The organism is Fretibacterium fastidiosum, assembly GCF_000210715.1.
Classification (GTDB): Bacteria; Synergistota; Synergistia; order Synergistales; family Aminobacteriaceae; genus Fretibacterium; species Fretibacterium fastidiosum.
This window is the reverse complement of record NC_021038.1, coordinates 1,193,990-1,211,110: the sequence shown is the minus strand read 5'-3', so window position 1 is coordinate 1,211,110 and position 17,121 is coordinate 1,193,990. Positions and strand designations below refer to the sequence as shown.

At 64.4% G+C, this 17,121-nt stretch carries 17 protein-coding genes; 3 read left to right on the top strand and 14 right to left on the bottom strand.

Annotated features, from left to right (window positions below):
• Nucleotides 1-191 precede the first annotated feature (191 nt).
• The 8 genes from SY1_RS05570 to SY1_RS05535 form a co-directional block, all read right to left on the bottom strand.
• Entirely contained in the window at nucleotides 192-1,025 is an 834-nt protein-coding gene (locus SY1_RS05570; protein WP_015556437.1) for an RnfABCDGE type electron transport complex subunit B, read from the bottom strand.
• Nucleotides 1,026-1,038: 13 nt separating this feature from the next.
• Nucleotides 1,039-1,620, bottom strand: a complete 582-nt coding sequence (gene rsxA, locus SY1_RS05565; protein WP_015556436.1) for an electron transport complex subunit RsxA — start codon at nucleotides 1,618-1,620, stop codon at nucleotides 1,039-1,041.
• Complete coding sequence (gene rsxE / locus SY1_RS05560) at nucleotides 1,617-2,318, bottom strand: electron transport complex subunit RsxE (protein WP_015556435.1); 702 nt, start codon at nucleotides 2,316-2,318, stop codon at nucleotides 1,617-1,619. The genes rsxA and rsxE overlap by 4 nt, the downstream gene beginning before the upstream one ends.
• Nucleotides 2,315-2,917 carry an RnfABCDGE type electron transport complex subunit G gene (locus SY1_RS05555; protein ID WP_015556434.1) on the bottom strand — a complete coding sequence of 201 codons (603 nt, stop codon included), beginning with the start codon at nucleotides 2,915-2,917 and terminating at the stop codon, nucleotides 2,315-2,317. Before SY1_RS05555 ends, rsxE begins: the two co-directional genes overlap by 4 nt.
• The gene (locus SY1_RS05550; protein ID WP_015556433.1) at nucleotides 2,914-3,873 is read right to left on the bottom strand and encodes an RnfABCDGE type electron transport complex subunit D; all 960 of its coding nucleotides are present in this window, start codon (nucleotides 3,871-3,873) and stop codon (nucleotides 2,914-2,916) included. Before SY1_RS05550 ends, SY1_RS05555 begins: the two co-directional genes overlap by 4 nt.
• A gap of 5 nt (nucleotides 3,874-3,878) precedes the next feature.
• Nucleotides 3,879-5,243 carry an electron transport complex subunit RsxC gene (rsxC, locus tag SY1_RS05545; protein WP_208873002.1) on the bottom strand — a complete coding sequence of 455 codons (1,365 nt, stop codon included), beginning with the start codon at nucleotides 5,241-5,243 and terminating at the stop codon, nucleotides 3,879-3,881.
• A 137-nt stretch (nucleotides 5,244-5,380) separates the two neighbouring features.
• Nucleotides 5,381-7,327, bottom strand: coding sequence for a S8 family serine peptidase (locus SY1_RS05540; RefSeq protein ID WP_208873000.1), 1,947 nt, complete (start codon nucleotides 7,325-7,327; stop codon nucleotides 5,381-5,383).
• Between the two features lie 47 nt (nucleotides 7,328-7,374).
• A complete protein-coding gene (locus SY1_RS05535) occupies nucleotides 7,375-7,845 on the bottom strand; it encodes a hypothetical protein (protein WP_015556432.1) in 471 nt (156 codons plus the stop codon).
• Between the two features lie 279 nt (nucleotides 7,846-8,124).
• Here SY1_RS05535 and SY1_RS05530 point away from each other — a divergent pair, with 279 nt between their 5' ends.
• From SY1_RS05530 to SY1_RS05520, 3 genes are read left to right on the top strand one after another with little or no spacing between them, the layout of a single operon-like run.
• Nucleotides 8,125-9,687: an ATP-binding protein gene (locus SY1_RS05530; RefSeq protein WP_015556431.1), complete on the top strand. Its 1,563-nt coding sequence runs from the start codon at nucleotides 8,125-8,127 to the stop codon at nucleotides 9,685-9,687.
• On the top strand, nucleotides 9,684-10,283 hold the full coding sequence (locus SY1_RS05525; RefSeq protein ID WP_208872998.1) for a chromate transporter: 600 nt from the start codon (nucleotides 9,684-9,686) through the stop codon (nucleotides 10,281-10,283). Before SY1_RS05530 ends, SY1_RS05525 begins: the two co-directional genes overlap by 4 nt.
• A complete protein-coding gene (locus SY1_RS05520) occupies nucleotides 10,261-10,812 on the top strand; it encodes a chromate transporter (RefSeq protein ID WP_208872996.1) in 552 nt (183 codons plus the stop codon). The genes SY1_RS05525 and SY1_RS05520 overlap by 23 nt, the downstream gene beginning before the upstream one ends.
• 97 nt (nucleotides 10,813-10,909) lie before the next feature.
• Here SY1_RS05520 and SY1_RS05515 read toward each other — a convergent pair whose 3' ends face one another.
• From SY1_RS05515 to SY1_RS05485, 6 genes are all read right to left on the bottom strand, one after another.
• Complete coding sequence (locus SY1_RS05515) at nucleotides 10,910-11,725, bottom strand: DUF4198 domain-containing protein (protein WP_015556429.1); 816 nt, start codon at nucleotides 11,723-11,725, stop codon at nucleotides 10,910-10,912.
• Between the two features lie 310 nt (nucleotides 11,726-12,035).
• A complete protein-coding gene (locus SY1_RS05505; RefSeq protein WP_015556428.1) occupies nucleotides 12,036-12,830 on the bottom strand; it encodes a DUF4198 domain-containing protein in 795 nt (264 codons plus the stop codon).
• Nucleotides 12,831-12,907: 77 nt separating this feature from the next.
• On the bottom strand, nucleotides 12,908-13,228 hold the full coding sequence (locus tag SY1_RS05500; protein ID WP_208872992.1) for a hypothetical protein: 321 nt from the start codon (nucleotides 13,226-13,228) through the stop codon (nucleotides 12,908-12,910).
• A 113-nt stretch (nucleotides 13,229-13,341) separates the two neighbouring features.
• Entirely contained in the window at nucleotides 13,342-15,855 is a 2,514-nt protein-coding gene (feoB, locus tag SY1_RS05495) for a ferrous iron transport protein B (protein WP_208872990.1), read from the bottom strand.
• 1 nt (nucleotide 15,856) lies between these two features.
• Nucleotides 15,857-16,108 (bottom strand): FeoA family protein, encoded by a 252-nt coding sequence (locus SY1_RS05490; protein WP_015556426.1) that lies wholly within the window; start codon nucleotides 16,106-16,108, stop codon nucleotides 15,857-15,859.
• A 122-nt stretch (nucleotides 16,109-16,230) separates the two neighbouring features.
• Nucleotides 16,231-16,458 (bottom strand): FeoA family protein, encoded by a 228-nt coding sequence (locus SY1_RS05485; RefSeq protein ID WP_208872988.1) that lies wholly within the window; start codon nucleotides 16,456-16,458, stop codon nucleotides 16,231-16,233.
• Between the last annotated feature and the right edge of the window lie 663 nt (nucleotides 16,459-17,121).

Below are 17,121 nucleotides of genomic sequence, written 5' to 3'. Positions count from 1 at the left end.
TCGCCCTTGCAGGGCTCGCCAGCCCCCCTTCCAGGGGGGCCTGAAAAACACGCCTCTTCTTTTTGCCTCTCCTGAAAGGGGAGGTGCCGAACGAAGTGAGGCGGAGGGGTTGTGTTTGAAGTGGTGCGTTCAGTTTCCGGTCCCGGCCCGCAGCGCCGCAACCCCGTCAGGGCGCGTCCTCCCTGCCGCCTCTAGGCCGTCTTGGCGCAGGCGGCCAGGGACTGGCCCGTCTCGATGCACTTGGCGGGGCACTTCTGCGCGCAGAGGCCGCAGTTCGTACACTTCGCGGGGTCGATCACCGCCAGGTCCCGGTCCATGGTGATGGCCCCCGCCGGGCAGACCCTGGCGCAGAGGCCGCAGCCGATGCAGCCGATGGAACACACCCGACGCACCGCAGGGCCCTTCCAGTGGGAGCCGCAGGCCACGACGACGTCCGACGTCTGCGGGATGAGCGTCAACACGTCCTTGGGACAGGCCGAGACGCAGGCGCCGCACCCGACGCACTGCTCCCGGTCCACCACGGGCAGGCCGTCCGGCCCCATGAAGATCGCGTCGAAGTTGCAGACCTTCGTGCAGGTGCCGAAGCCGATGCAGCCGAAGGGACACTCGTTGGGGGACCCGCCGGGCACCATGACCGCCGAACGGCAGTCCGCGATACCGCTGTAGAGGACCTTGCGCGGAGAGCGTGCGGCGGAGCCCAGACAGCGGACGAAGGCGCGCATGGGGACGGTCTCCTCCGCCTTCACCCCCATGATCTCCGCCACCCTGGCGCTCACGGCGCTTCCGCCCACGACGCAGAGGTTGGTCCCGGCGCCCTCGTTCACCACCCCGTCGGCGTAGCTGTCGCATCCGGGGTACCCGCAGCCGCCACAGTTGGCGCCCGGCAGCACGGCGCGGATCTTGCCCACCCGCTCGTCCTGCCGCACGCGAAAGACCACGGAGGCGATGGCCAAAAGCGCCCCGAACACAGCGCCCATGACCCCCATCAGGACCAGGGGAACGATCAGATCGTGCATGAAGTTCATGGCCTTCCCTCCCCTACTTGCCCATTCCGGTGAAGCCCATGAAGGCGATGGACATCAGCCCGGCGGTGATCAGCGTCAGGGGCAGGCCCTGGAGGCAGGCCGGAATGCCCTCATTCGTCTCCACGCGCTCCCGGATGCCCGCCATCAGTGCTATGGCCAACAGGAAGCCCAGGGAGGACCCCAGGGCGTTGACGAGGGACTGGGTGAGCGTGTACCTCTCGCTCATGTTCAGCACCGCCACGCCCAGCACGGCGCAGTTCGTCGTGATGAGGGGCAGGAAGATGCCCAGGGCCTTGTAGAGCGTCGGGTTCAGCTTCTTCAGCACCAGCTCCACGAACTGCACCAGCGCCGCGATCACCAGGATGAAGGCCAGGGTGTAGAGGTACTCCAGGCCCAGGGGCGCCAGCAGGAAGTTGTAGGTCAGCCAGGTCATGAGCGAGGCCAGCACGATGACGAACACGACCGCAGCCCCCATGCCCACCGCCGTCTTGAGCCGGCTTGACACACCCATGAAGGGGCAGCAGCCCAGGAAGCGGGTCAACAGGATGTTGTTGACGAAGATGGAGCTCACGAAGAGCAGAAAGAGTTCCGTCATCTTTGATCCTCCTTCTCGATCCGGGCGCCGGGGCAGCTGCCGCTCATGGCGCAGGCGGCGCAGCCCGCAGGGGCCTCCGGAGCCGGCTCCCCGCGCCGGGCCGCAAGGCGCGCCTGAACGGCGCGGAACAGGGCCATGAAGATGCCCAGCATCAGAAACCCGCCCGGAGCCAGGATCACCAGCAGTGCCGGCTGATAGCCCGCGGGGACGACGGGCAGGCCCAGGATCGTGCCGGCCCCCAGGACCTCGCGCACCGCGCCCAGGACGGTCAGGGCGGCCGTGAAGCCCAGGCCCATGCCCAGCCCGTCGAAGATGGAGGCGATGACGCCGTTCCGGGAGGCGAAGGCCTCCGCCCGCGCCAGGATGATGCAGTTCACCACGATGAGGGGGATGAAGATGCCCAGCGCCCGGTTCAGCGCCGGCGCGTAGCCCTCCATCAGAAACTGGATCACCGTGACGAAGGCCGCGATGACCACGATGAAGATCGGGATGCGTATCTCGTCCGGCACCAGCTTCCGCAGCATGGAGATGACGGCGTTGGAGGCGATCAGCACGAAGGTCGCCGCCAGCCCCATGCCGATGCCGTTCTCGACGCTCGAGGTGACGGCGATGGTGGGGCACAGGCCGATGCACTGGACGAAGGTCGGGTTTTCGGTCAGGATTCCGTTCTTGATGATGCTGATGGGATTCCGGCTCATCTGCTCTCGCCTCCCTTTAAGTTCCTGCTCCAGTAGTCCTCGGCGGCGTTCACCCCCGCCGTGACAGCGGTCGAGGTGATGGTGGCGCCCGATATGGCGGAGATCTCGTCCCCCGCCCCCGCGGCGCCCTTCACCACCTTCAGGGGCAGGGCCGTCCGGCCGTCGAACTGCCGGTAGAAGGCCGGCTCCGCGGAGCGCGCGCCGAGGCCCGGCGTCTCCGCGTGGGTCAGGATGCGGATGGCGCTGACGGAGCCATCCTCCTTCAGCCCCACCACCATGGAGATGGGGCCGCCGTAGCCCTTGGTGGAGACCGTGAGGCAGTACCCCACGCGCGCGTCCCCCTTCAGCGCCTCCTGAGCGCCGGTCACGACGACGGTCCCGTCCTCCGGTGCGACGTCCACGGCCTTGAACGTCTCCGCGTCCGGCATGACGTTCCTCAGGGCGTCGGCCTGGTCCGCCATGCGCGCCTTGAGGATGGCCGTTCGGGTGCCCCGCTCCACGCCGCCAAGGACCAGCCCCGTGACGGCGGTGACGAGGAACAGCGTCCCGCCGAGGCGCAGGGCCTTGTGCAGGCTCGTCTCCTCAGCTGCCGCGTTCATCTCCGAACCTCCCCCAGAATCCTGGGCTTCGTCACCCTGTCGATCAGGGGCACCGTCGCGTTCATGATCAGGATGGAATAGGACACGCCCTCCGGGTAGCCCCCAAAGCGGCGGATGAGGGCCGTCAAGACCCCGCAGCCCACGGCGAAGACCACCTGCCCCCGCGCCGTCATGGGGGACGTGGTGTAGTCCGTCGCCATGAAGATGGCCCCCAGGAGGAGGCCCCCTGTCAGCGCCTCCTGCAGCGGCATCATGCCTCCGCCGTGCCGGAAGAGCGCGGCCAGCAGGGCCGCGGTGAGGGTGTAGATCACGGGAATGCGCCAGGAGATGACCTCCTGCCACACCAGAAACGCACCCCCCAGCAGCAGGAGCGCCGCGGACGTCTCGCCGATGCAGCCCCCCACGTTCCCCAGCAGCAGGTCCGCCGTGGAGCAGGACGGGCCGGGCGCGGCGGATGCCCCGGCGCCGCTCAGGGCCTTCATCGCGGCCAGGGGCGTCGCCGTACTGACGCCGTCCAGGGACCAGTCGGTCATGGCGACGGGCCAGGAGATCAGCATCATGGCGCGCGCGGCCAGGGCCGGGTTCATGACGTTCCCCCCGATGCCGCCAAAGAACTGCTTCACCACGATGATGGCGAACACGGCCCCGCAGGCGGCCATCCAAAGGGGGACGGAGGGGGGAAGGTTGTAGGCCAGCAGGAGCCCCGTGACGACGGCGGACAGGTCCGACACCGTCACCCTCTGCCCCGTCGCGCGCTGCCAGAGGTACTCCGCAGCCACGCTGGCGGCCACGCAGACGGCGATCACGACCAGGGCCCTCCAGCCCATGAAGTGAACGCCCGCCGCCCCCGCCGGGAGCAGAGCGGCGATCACCAGGCCCATGATCTTCTGGGTGGAGAGCGGCGAATGGACGTGAGGTGAACTCGCCACCACCAGCTTCAAGTCTCGTTCCGTCATTGCAGTCATCTCTTCGCCTCCGCTTTCTGCTGGGCCGCCGCTGCGCGCCGGCGCTCTGCCGTCACCGCGGCCTTTCCGTCTCGGCAGCTCTGGGTCAGGGCCCGCGACGCTGGACAGGCGTAGGTGCAGCAGCCGCACTCGATGCAGTTCATGCCGCCCTCGGCCTCAAAGACGCCGTAGTCGCGCCGGCGCACCAGGCGATCCAGCGTGGAAGGCACGAGGTGGACGGGACAGGCCTCGACGCAGCGCCCGCAGCGCAGGCAGCTGGATTCAGGTTCGACGTGGGCCGTCCTGGCCGTCAGGGCCACGATGCCGGAGGTCCCCTTCACCACGGGCACGTCGAGGGAGCGCATGGACATGCCCATCATGGGGCCGCCCGCCAGCACCTTCACGGGGGGCTCGCAGAAGCCGCCCGCCGCGTCGATCAGCTCGCGGACGGAGATGCCAAGGGGCACCAGCAGGTTCTTCGGCTCCGCAATGGCGTCCCCCGTCACGGAGATGACGCGGTCCGTCACGGGGAGCCCCTCGGTCAGGGCAAGCCATATCTGCCACACCGTCCGGGCGTTCAGGATGATGCAGCCCACGTCCGCGGGCAGCGCCCCCGGAGGGATCTCCTGCCCCGTGACGGATTCGATCAGCATCTTCTCCGCGCCCTGGGGGTACTTCACCCTGTGGGGCATCACGCGGATGCGCGTGTGGTCGTGCTCCGAGAGCTCGCCCTCCATGCGGCGGATGGCCTCCGGCTTGTTCGCCTCGATGGCGATGACGCCCTTTGCCTCGGAAAAGAGGCTGAGGCACATCTCCAGCCCCTCGATGATGGGCTCCGGGCGCTCCATCATCAGGCGGTTGTCGCAGTTCAGGTAGGGCTCGCACTCCGCGCCGTTCACGATCACCCACCGGATGACCCGGTCTTTGGGCGGCGAGAGCTTGACGTGGGTCGGAAAGCAGGCGCCTCCCATGCCCACGATGCCCGCCGCCCGGATGAGCTTGACGTACTCCTCCGGCTTCGGCCGGTGCCCCAGTTCCTCAAACAGCGTCGGTGCGTGCTCGTCCATGCCGTCGTTCTCGACGACGATGCACGGCGCCACGCTGCCTGGGATCGTCATGCGCGGCGCAACCTCCTTCACGGTGCCGGAGACGCAGGAAAAGATCGGCGCGGAGACGAAGGCATCCGTGTCCGCGATCCTCTGGCCCACCAGCACGCGATCCCCCTTCGCCACCAGGGGCGCGCAGGGTGCCCCGATGTGCTGGGACAGCGGGTAGACCAGCTCGCCCTTCGGCGCCAGCTGCTGAATCGCCTTCTCCTCGGTCAGCGCCTTGCCCTCCGGCGGATGCACCCCTCCAGGAAACGTCGGCAATTTCGTTCTCATCGTATTCCCCCCAACTGCTCGGTCCAAACTCCAAACGCCACGAAGCCACCGCGAGGCGGCGCGGCCAGATGCAGAACGGGCGGGCCTGAGGCTCAGGCCCGCCGCCCCGTCTGCCCCTCGCGGGCAGGTACAGCCCGCTAACCCCGACGCCGCGCGGAGAGGGCCAGAAGCGGCAGGGCCAACGCCAAAGCGCCCAGCCCCACGTCGCACCCGCCGCCGGAGCTGCCGCCGCTCCCCTGGCCGCCCTCCACCTTCACGCTCTTATACCTCGTGGTCAGCAAGGCGTCCCCGCTCACGATCTGCGCTCGCACGCGCAGGCTGATGACCCTGTCCTTCGGAACCTCCACGGCGGGCACCCGAACGCGCGCCGAGTCTCCGCCGTAGCGGAACTCGTGCTGAACGGGCGTGTCGTCGATCAGGACCTCCGGGTCCCAAACCCCCACGTAGTTCCCCTGCGGGTCCTTGATCTGCGCCCTCTTCGCCGCCTCGTCGTAGCGGCACCCCACCAGGGTGAAGGACAGGTCCACGCCGTTGGCGACGCGGTCCGAATCGAGCTGGATGTAGCTCGCGGAGATGCTGGAGCCGGGAGCGTCGTCGGGGCCGCCCGGAGTTTCCGGCTGGCCGGGGCTCGGCGGCTGGTCAGGGCTCGACGGCTGGTCGGGGATGGACGGCTGGTTCGGGGCCGACGGCAGATCCCCATGCGCCATCTGGTAGTCCAGCGCGCCCCTGACGTCCAGCAGGCGACCGCCCGCCACCTTCCCGACGAGGGCGGGCCGGTTCTTCGCCGCCCCCTCGATCAGGGCCGTCCGTATCTGGTACGCCGTGCGCGTCGGGTCCGCGGCCTTCAGCAGGGCCGCCGCCCCCGTCACGTGGGGGGCCGCCATGGAGGTGCCGGCCATCCCGGCTACCCGGATATCGTTGGACAACAGCCAACCCTTCGCCGCACAGGTCGTGCTGAGGATGTTCACGCCCGGCGCCGCGACGTCCACGTAGGCGCCGCTGTAGTTGCTGAAGTCGGCAGCGAAGGTGAGGTCAGTGCTCACGGCCCCCACCGCGATCATGTTGTGCAGTCCCCGGTAGGAGGCGGGGTAGGCGCACTCCCCCTTCTTGTACAGGGGTTCTCCGGTCCCAGGAAGCATCGGGCCATCCCGTGGCGCCGGGGCACCAACCTCCGTCCTCTCGTTTCCGGCAGCGACGACGAGGACGACCCTGTTCGTATTATCCAGGGCCTTGAGCACCTGCCACATCACATCCCTCCCCTGCTCTTCCGGCTTCAGGACGGGAGCGTACCATCCCAGCGAGGCGTTCACGGCCGCCAGCTTCAGGTTCGGCCGGTCCTTCAACAATCCGATCAGGTACTCGACGCCCCTGATCATCCATCCGGTCCAGCCCAGCCCCTTCTCGTTCATGGTGCGGAGGGAGATCAGCCTCACGTTCCAGTTCACGCCCACGACGCCCGTGCCGTTGTTCCCCTTGGCGCCGATGGTCCCCGCCACGTGGGTGCCGTGGCCGTCCTCGTCCTGCCACGAGGGCTTGCGCGGCACGAAACTCCTGCTCAGGGTCCCGTCCACGTTCGCCAGCTCGACGCGCTGCGCGGTCGTGTCGATACCCGAGTCCATCACGGCCACGTAGACGTCGTCGCTCCCCGTCGCGAGGTCCCAGGCCTCAGGCGCCCTGATGGCCTTCAGCCCCCACAGGGCGGGGAAGCCGGGGTCGTTCGGCTCCCTGGCGGACGCCTGCACGACGTAGTTGAGCGACGCGGCCAGCACGTCGTCCCGTTGGAGCAGATTCCGCACCAGGTCCTCCCCGGAGGTGGCGCCGCTCAATCGCACGAAGACGCCGTTTCCCGCCTCGGAGAGGTTTGGGTAGGTCTCCTCCACGCGCGCGCCCACGGCGGCGGCAATGGAGGCCGCGCGGAACGCCTCGCGCCCCGCGCGCACGGACGAGGCCGACACCCTTTCCCCCTCGCCCTTAAAGACCGCCAGGACCTCCCCCGGAACGCAGCGGGCCGCCGCGGCTCCCGTCAGGGCAAACAGCGCAACAAGCGCCAGCACGGAGATCAAAATCGGTCGCAGTTTCCTCAAAACACAGCCTCCTTCTCAGCATATGGGACCGTCGTCGTCTCGGACGATCACATGGCCCGGCACGACAGGACCGTCCCCGTCGTCCTCTCCATCTCCACCCTGACGTAGCGCCGCAGGAAGCGCTGGGCGAACGCCGCGCGATTCATCGGCTGGCCCTTCTCGTCCGCAAAGGCACACTCCGCCAGCAGCGGGCAGACGTACCTCCGCCCCCCCACGGCCAGCGTAAGCTGCCCTCCGTCCAGGCCCTCCAGAGAGCCCGTCGCCTCCCGCACCTCCAGTCGGTCCAGGGGAACGACGGTGCGCTCCCCGTTCGGGCCCATGATCTCGAAGCCCACTGCGGACGGCTTCGGCTCCGGCACACCGACAGGCGCAGGCTCGGCGACCTCCATGACGGCCTCGTCGCCCGAAGCGGGAAGCGCTGTTTCGGCGTCCTGCGGCGCAGCCGTCCCCTCCGCGGCAAGCGACGCCGCCAGGACGACAACCGCAGCGACGCGCAGGGGAAAACCCACCTTCTTCATCGTGTGAACCTCCTCGACCTGCAACGATTGACTTCAACATCCATTACTATTCAATTCATTATACGCCAACCATACGCCAACTCTCCGTCGACTGCGGCCCCGCGGAAAGTCCTCTCATTTTGTCCTATTATAGCGCACTCCGCTTCCCCGCCTGATCCGGACGACCGTCCTGGCTTCGCCTTCGCCTTACGTTTTTCTTCACGGGATTAAAGCTATAATATTAAAAACAACGGGCGTCCGGCAAGGGCCGGCCCCAAGACAAGGCGAGGTGAAGGAGCGATGAAAAGAAATTTAAAGACGCTGCCCATCGGGACGTACAACTTTGAGAAACTGAGGCGGATGAACTGCGTTTACGTGGACAAGACGGCGCGGCTGGTGAAACTCGTCGAGGCGGGGGCATGGTACTTCCTCTCCCGCCCTCGGCGGTTCGGCAAGTCCCTGACCCTCTCGACGCTCGACGCCCTGTTCGGCGGCAAGGCAGAGCTGTTCCGCGGCCTCGCCGCCGAGGCGTGGGCCATAGAGCAGGCAAAACACCCCGCGCCCGTGCTGCGGCTCGACATGAGCATGATGAACGTCAGTGACGTCGCTCAATTTGAAGGGTCCCTTAACAGCGCGTTGACCTGGAGGGCAGAAGATGCGGGCGTGACGCTCTCCAGCCAACAGCCCAGCGATAAGTTTCAAGAGCTTATCCGCGCCCTCCACAGGCAGGGCGGCCCTGTCGTCGTCCTGATCGACGAGTACGACAAGCCCATCCTGGACAAGATCGGCAATCTGGAGGCGGCGGAGGCCATGCGCGACTCGCTCCGCACCCTCTACACCGTCCTCAAGGGCTGCGACGAGTACCTGCGCTTCGTCATGCTGACCGGCATCTCCAGGTTCACGAAGACCGGCGTCTTCTCCGCCATGAACAACCTGATGGACATCTCCATGACGGAGAGCTTCGGCGACGTTGTTGGTTACACGCAGGAGGAGCTTGAACGGGACTTCGCGGACTGGATCGACGACACAGCCGGCAAGATGCGCCTCTCCCGCCAGGAGCTCCTGATGCGGATGAAGGACTACTACGACGGCTTCTGCTTCGACGGCACAACCCGCCTCTACAACCCCTTCTCCATCCTCAACTTCTTCTTCAACGGCCGGTTCTCCAACTACTGGTACGAATCCGGCTCCCCCTCCTTCATCGTCGCCTACATGAAGCGACACGAGATATTGGACCCGGAGGCGTACCGACACCTCGTCGTCAAGGAGAGCTTCGCAAGCTCCCAGGAGATCGAGCGGGCCCGACCGGAGAGCTTCCTCTACCAGGCGGGCTACCTGACCATCGAGAAGTGGGAGGAGCAGTCCCTGACCCTGGACTACCCCAACCGGGAGGTCCTGGACTCCATCGCCGGCATGTACCTGGAGCACGTCTACAACGTGGAGGGGTACAGCTCCATCGGCGCACAACTGTGGAAGGCGCTCAGCAACGGGGAGGTCACCGAGGCCATCCGGCTCTACAACACGGCCCTGGCCTCCATCCCCTACCAGGACCTCGCGCGGCGGGACGAGTCCCTGTACCGCTCCCTGTTCCTGATGCTCCTGCGCGGGGCGGGCATCACGGCCCACGGGGAGGTCCCCACGAACCGGGGGCGAAGCGACGTCCTGGTCCTCTTTCCCCATCGCGTTGTCGTGCTGGAGTTCAAGCTGGCCCGGAGCGCGGGAGAGATCGCGAGGCTTCGGGACGAGGGGCGGAAGCAGATCGAGGAGAAGGGCTACGCTAAGCCCTTCGACGCAGACCGGCGCGCCGTCACCTCCGCCGTCGTCGTCATCGACCTCCAGAAGCACGAGGCGGCGGCCTGTTGAGAGGAAGTGCAGCGATGGGGGGAGCCGCAGAGGCGTGGAAGCTCTTCGTTCAGTTTTTCCGGTTCGGCTGTTTCACCTTTGGCGGCGGGTGGAGCATCGTGGCACAGATGCGCGAGCGATACGTCGAGAAGGAGGGCACGCTGACGAACGAGGACCTTCTGGACCTCACCAGCATCGGACGCAGCCTTCCCGGCACGATGATCGGCAACATCGCCATGTTCTACGGCTACCGGCGCGCGGGGCTTCCGGGCGGCGCGGCCTGCGTGCTGGGGATGGTCCTGCCCCCGACCCTTATCCTGATGGGCGTCACCTGCGCCTACGCCGCGCTGCAGGGCAACGTCTGGGTCCTGGCGGCCATGCGGGGCGTGAGGGCCGCCGTCGTCCCCATCATCCTGAGCGCGCTGGCCGCCATGGTGCGCGGGGCGTTTCGCTTCCCGCCCTGCGCGGCGGTGGCCCCGGTGACGTTCGCCCTCTACGCCTTCCCTGGCGTCAGCAGCGTCTGGCTGGTGCTCCTGGGCGCGGTCTGCGGGCTCCTGATCTGCGAAGGGTACGAGCGGAAGGGGGTGGACCGGCGTGGGACCGGCCGGCCTGCTTGAGCTCTACTGGAGCTTCGTGAAGATAGGCTTCACGAGCTTCGGAGGTTTCTCCATGATCCCGCTCATCTCGAGCGAGATGAGCGCCCACCATTGGATGACGGCCGAGGAGATATCCGACCTCGTCGCCATCGCGGAGATGACGCCGGGGCCGTTGGGGCTGAACTGCGCCACGTTCGCCGGCATGAGGGCGGCCTGGCTGCCTGGGGCCATCGCGGCCAACCTCGGCGCGCTGACCCCCACCTTCACGCTGGGGGCCGTCGCAGCCATCTTCTTCGAGCGCTTCAAGAGCAGCCGCCGCCTGGAGCAGGTCATGGTGGGCGTGCGGCCGGCCTGCATCGGCCTGATCGCCGGGGTGGCGCTCACCCTGGCCATGACGAACTACGCCGAGGGAGGCGCGGCACACCTCCCCTCCCTGGGGCTGGGCGCGCTGGACTCCCTCCTTCTGATGAAGTTCAAGGTCAGCATCCCGAAGGTGATCGGCCTGAGCGCCGCGATGGGGGTCCTCCTGTTCGGCGTCCTTGGGCTGTGAGGCTGCGGCCTCTAAAGAGCGGCTGAACACAAAAGCTCCCGCCCCAAAAAGGAGCGGGAGCCAAACGACGTTTGACCTTCGAGCGTTCTTTACTCCGTTACTCTGCGATCGTGAAGGTCAGGCGAGAAACCAGAACGGTCTCGTCGGCCACGGCCGTGTCCGCATAGGGGATCTTGACCTGAACGAAAGCGTTCCAGTAGCCGGCCTTCACCGGGATGATGTTGATGATGCCATCGAGGCCGGTGCGCCCCCAGAAGCACTTGTACTCGTTGGCGGGGTCGCCGTCCTTCGCTCCACCGGTAAAACCTGCGTACACAGCCTTTACCTCCGCCGTCTTGGCAGGCTTGCCGTCGAGCAGCACCAGCACGGGGAAGCGCTGCCCCGGCTTCACCGTCGCGGGGTTGACCTGGGGCACCAGCTCCAGGCGCTGCCCCACCGGCTTGGTGATGAGGTCCGTGCCGTCGGCGCCGTCCAGGTTCATGACGAGCTTGGCGTACATCGCCGCCTCCTCGGCGTAGGTGGCATCGGCCTTCGTCATCTCCTTGTACTTGGCCTTGTCCGCCTGCTTCCAGCCCTCGGACCCCTTGGCCCAGAAGGTGGGCTTGTAGTTGCCGATCACCAGGTAGTCGCCCTTCTTCAGGTCCGCCTTGACCTCGTAGTGGTAGTTCTTGTCGCCCGCCAGCGCCATCTCCGTCGCGCCCTCCGGCGTGATCAGCTTCAGGGGCTCAAAGAGGTGCGTGCGTTCGTCGGGGATGACCTCGGGATCGGGGAACTCGTGCCCGTAGCCCAGGTCGGCCTTGAGCAGGCCGTCCTTGTAGTCCGCGTTCACCCAGAACTCATGAGCCTCTGCCGTCGCGCCCAGGAAAGCCGCAAAGAGCGCTCCGGCCACCATCACGGAAAAGAACTTGCGCATAGACATCTTCCTCCTTCAATTTCCTTCTCCAAAAATAACTTCCCAAACAACACAACGCACCATGCCGGAGCGCGAGAGACCCGCCCGCCGGTTCTGGCTAATCCTTCTCACTAGTCTTTTTTGGATGGGCACTTATCCCCGCATCCACAGCCGCACCCACCACAGCCCCCTCGCTTAGCGGAGACGACCCAGCCGCGAATCAGGTACCCTGCGGCTGCAAGGGCGATCAGGACAATGGCAAGTTCCTCTACGCCCATGACTCTCAAGCCCCCTCTCCTCGTTCGCTCCCGGCGTGGGTCTGAACCGGGTTTTACATCTTGGTCGCCTGGACCCAGATCACCGCGTCCTGAGAAAGCTCCCTGCCCTCAAACTCCTTGTCGGGGCCCGCACCCAGCGCGGCAAAGCCCCACCAGCCCGCCTTGGGCATGGCGAAGGTGAAGGTCCCGTTGGCGTCGGCTTTGATCGTCAGGGTTACGAAGGCATCGTGCGGCGCTTCAACAGTTGCCTTCTTTTCAAAGCTGTTCTTCTTCATGTCGGGCTTGTGGTTCATGTACTCGACCTCGATCTCTGCAAAGGGAACCGGCTTGCCGTCGCCCTTCACAACACCTCGGAAGACCCCACCAGCCCAGAGCGCGTAGGGCTTATCCAACGGGACGATCTCAGCCTTCAGCCCGATCTCGGCATCCCAATCCGTGGGCAGGCTGCCGTTGTTCACGATCACCTTCGTGATCTGCTGGATGTACGTCTCCTCACTCTGCTCGTAGTAGGGAGCAGGCACCAGGCAGAAGACGTAGTCACCCATGCCCTTCAGCTTGAAGGAGGTCTCGAAGGCCCTGCCCTTGTTCTCCAGGCTGGTCCAGGTGATGGGTTTCAGGGTATCAAGCAGGTCGGTCTTCTTCTCCTTGTTCACGACGAAGAACTCCTGCGGCTTGCCCATATCCATGGTGTGCCCTGCCTCGAAGGGATGCGTGAAAACCAGCTTCAGGGGCACCTCGCCCCCCTTGTCCAGGATCGTCTCGGGGGTGTAGAGCATCTGGAAGTGGGCAGACGCGGGAAGCGCCGCGGCAAACAGCGCGAACAGGGAGAGTACAACGATTTTTTTCATCTAAAGGAACACTCCTTTATTTCCTGATCTTCCGTCGTCCGGGGTACAGGCCCCGGACGAACCAAGCCTCACGAACCCTACTTAATCTCGCTGTCCTTCAAGGTGATGGTGTGGCCGGGGCCACCGTCGAAGGTAACGGAGAAGACGCCCTCTGGCTTCGGGAAGGTCAGCTCACCCTGCTCATCCAGCTTGCCCTCGAAGACGACCTCCTCCTTCTCGTTGGTCACCCGGATGGGGATGTTCGCGGCCGAGGAGCCGTCGGAGAACCCGCCCTCACAGGAGAGCGTCCCATCACCATTGTCCCAGCAGGAGAAGAGCGGGGTGTGAGCCAGAGCGACTCCGGCAAAGGCTACGACAAGGACTGCCGCCAATACGCAAGACAACAACCTTCTGTTCATCTCTGAAAACCTCCATAACATAAAATAATTGTGATGTATGCCAGTCACGCGGTCCCTGAGGATCGCGATCCTGCCGAAAGCAGGCTCCCTGAAGGCAGCACATAACTCATGGCTCAGCTGTAGGTCCGCTTCGTCTTGATCAGCCCCAGGAGAACCGTCAGGGTCAGGGGGATCAGGTAGAACATCCACATCGCCTGGAAGCCGCTCAGGCCAAGAGCGGACCCGCCGGTGAACACCAGCACCGCGGTGAGCAGCCCCAGGAGCAGAGGCATGAAGAAAGCGAAGAGCATCCACCTAGTGGAGCCCGTCTGGACCCGGATGGCCATGATCGTCGGCAGACAGGGCGGGCAGAGGACCATGAAGAGCATCAGGGCCATCGCGTGCAGAGGCGTCAGGTCCCCCTCCTGCTGCTTCATGCGTTGTTCCAAGGTATCAGTATTCTTGCCTGCACCCCCGGCCTCCCCCGGCTCCTTGATGTAGAGGGCCCCCAAGGTGGAGACGCTGTTCTCTTTGGCCGCAAGCGTACTGAGTACGGCGACGTTGACGCGCCAGTTGAAGCCCGCGTACCTCGAGGCGGGCTCAAGGGCTCGGCCGATCTTTCCCAGAAGGCTGTTGTCGATGCGCTCTCTGCGGATAGCCGTCAGGGTATTGGTCCGGAAGAGGACCAGCTTCTTAAGCTCCTTCTCCAGCGCCTTCGCCTCCGGGTCCTTCTTGTTCTGGATGATCTCAAAGAAGTCGGGGTTCTTGAGCCCGTAGGCCTTCTTCTTCTCCGCGGATGCCCCGGACTTGAGCAGTTCCTTGTAGCCCTGTTGGTAGAGGATGAGGCGGAGCACGTCGTCCTCGCTCCTGAGCCCGGAGCCCAGTTTCTTATCTTTCGCCCTGTCGAGGAAGGCCTGGACGGCCCGGTCCTTCTCAGCCTCGTAGTGGGCCTTTCGCTCCGGGGTCAGTCCGGGAAACTGGAGCAGGACAAAGAGGACGACGGCCACGGCCGCGACGACGGTCGTGATCTTGCGAATGTAGAGCCATATCCGCTCGATTGCGCGCCCCAGAACCCCCCGCAGGGAGGGGATGTGGTAGGGCGGCATCTCCATGATAAAGGGGGCTGTCTCCTTGTGTTTCAGCGCCGTCATGGACAGAATCTTGGCGATGGGAAGCACGAAGAGCAGGCTGATCGTCTGAATAAAAACGATGACGATGTTCTGCTGGTTGACTTCTCCAAACAGGGGCAGGCGCACCGTTTCGTTGAAGTAGATGCCGATAAGAAGGAAGTAGAGCGGCAGCTTGGCCTGACAGTTGAGCATGGGCAACGTCAGGATCGTCGCCAGCTTCGACTTCTCATCCGGAATGCCCTTGGTGGCCATGACCGCAGGGACAGCACAGCCCCCCAGGACGACGCCACCCAGGATCATCGGGAGGGTGGACTGCCCGTGCAGACCGAACCGGCTCAGGATGCGGTCCAGGACAAACGCGATCCGCGGCATGTAACCGCTGTCCTCCAGCACCGCGATCAGCGCGAAGAGGATGAAGAAGATCGGGATGTAGTTGAAGAGCGCATTCAGATTATCGACAATCCAGAGGACGAACTCCCGCAACAGGGGCAGCTCAATGAGCCCCGGTTGCGGCAGGACGCTCTCGGCCAGACTTCGGAATCCCGCAAGGACGGGCCAGGTGTAGTGTGTGAGGTTGTAGCCCTGGATGAACGAGAGGTAGTAGAACCCGTAAATGACGACCAGCAGGAAGACGGGGCCGAAGAACTTGTTGCAGACGGCCCGGTCGATCCGCTCGGAGATATGCACCTTCTCTGCGTCCTTCTTGACCACATGGCGGCCTGCGATCGCCGCGGCCCTCCGGCTGCGCTGGCCGGAGACGTAGAGGTCGGCACTCATACCCTTCTCCCGCTCAAAGTGCTCCCGGAGGGCCTCCGCCTTCAAAAGGACCTCCTGAGCCCTGCCCTCGGCCTTCTCGCGCACCAAGGCCGCGACCTCGGGGTCGGCCTCCATCAACTTGACGGCAATCCAGGGAAGGGGGAAGGTCTCCCCGAGGGACGCGCCGGCCAGCAGGGCCTCCAGCTCCCGCAGGGCGTCCTTAAGGTCGGGGTAGAGCTCGGCTGTGGCCAGACTCGTCCGCGCACTGGAGCGGGACATGTCGGCAATCGCTCTGAGCAGGTCCTCCCGTCCGCGCCCCTGGGTGATGGCTGTCCCAATGACGGGGACGCCCAGCTCCTTTGAGAGCCCTGCGGCGTCCACCGTGATCCCCAGGTTCTCGGCTACGTCCATCATGTTGAGGTCAAGCACGAGGGGGATTTCCATCTCCAGAAGCTGAATTGTCAGGTACAGGCTGCGCTTGAGGTTCGCGGCATCCATGACGTTCACGACCGCTGAAAGCGGCTCGCCCAGAAGGACGCCGCGAGAGACACGCTCCTCTGGCGAATAGGACGTCAGGCTGTAGGTCCCCGGAAGGTCAACCACTTCCACCGACTCTCCGTCCCTCCTGTACCAGCCCATCATCTTATCGACGGTCACCCCGGGGTAGTTGGCCACAAACTGTCTTGCGCCCGTCAGACTGTTGAAAACGGTGGATTTTCCGCAGTTCGGCTGCCCCGCAAGGGCCACAATCTTTTTGCCCATTTTATTCATCTTGCCCATTATTAAGCTTCTTCATCTTCACGAAATGAGCTTCCTCATAGCGCAGGTTGACGAGTGCACCCTCGGCGTCAACCTCAATGGGATCTCCCAAGGGCGCCCTTCGAACGACCCTGGCTGCGACTCCGGGATAGAGCCCCATATCAACCAGCCTCTGGGCCAACATCCCCCTGCCCTTAATCCCCACGACCATCCCCGACTCACCCGGGGCAAGCTCCGCAAGCGTCACTTCGCTCATCGTTCCCACCCAATCTGCGCTAGAATTCAAAACGTGACGTCAAAACACCCGACCCGGAGGCGTTCCGCCAAGTCGGGCCAGTCCTGACAGCCAGTGCCCATTCCACATCCAAATGTCCGTCTCTAAGCCTCCCCGACCAGGAGAGTCATCGCGATCTCGTGGTCCAGAGCCAGGCAGCTCTCGCCCTCCATCACCTTGACGATGACATCCCCGTCCCGATCCTGCAGCAGAGTGAGGATACTCCCCTCCCCCAACCCAAGGCTCTCAAGGCGTTTGGACATCCCTGGATTGCTCCCGGCCTTCATGACCTTCAGCTTCGTATTGACCGGAGCCACATGCAAGGGAAACACACCTACCCCTCCTTCCAGGGCACGTCATCAATTAAGCCGGATTACAGCGGCATCAAATACAAATAACACCCGGGAAAATCAGCAACTCGCTTGTCTTGACATACTCCCACGAATAAACTCGTGGGATTCTAAGATCGACAAAGACAGCCGACCGAAGCCGGTCTTACGTCTTCTCCCTTAAAGAGTGGATGCCCCACTCTTTGCCCCAAGTATTCTGAGTTTGTTCTTGGGCGTTGGATATTTTACGTTTGGAACTTCCCCAAACAACCCGATATATCGAGTTTTCAAGATACGTTGTACCCCCAAAAGGGGACAGGTTGGCACGGGATTTCACCCCACGTTACCAGTTACCAAATACAGTATATTCAGAGAAACAAAAGCAAAGGCGAACGCCGACAAGTTGGCGGCGTTGTAACTTTCAGCCCGCGACTTTAGTCGCGGGCTTTCTCGTTGCACTGTCGTAACGTGCCACCGTTGCACGACATTGTTTCCTCGATATTATTTCAAGCGCACAGAAAACCCTCGCATTAATGCGTTAAAATGATAGAATCAATAAAAATCTTTGCCGCTTGTGCTCAACTGGTTTATCTAAAAAGACGACAAACAGCCTTTTGTCTCTTAACAGCCCACAACAATTCCCAGCCCTGCAACAAGCTCTTCTCG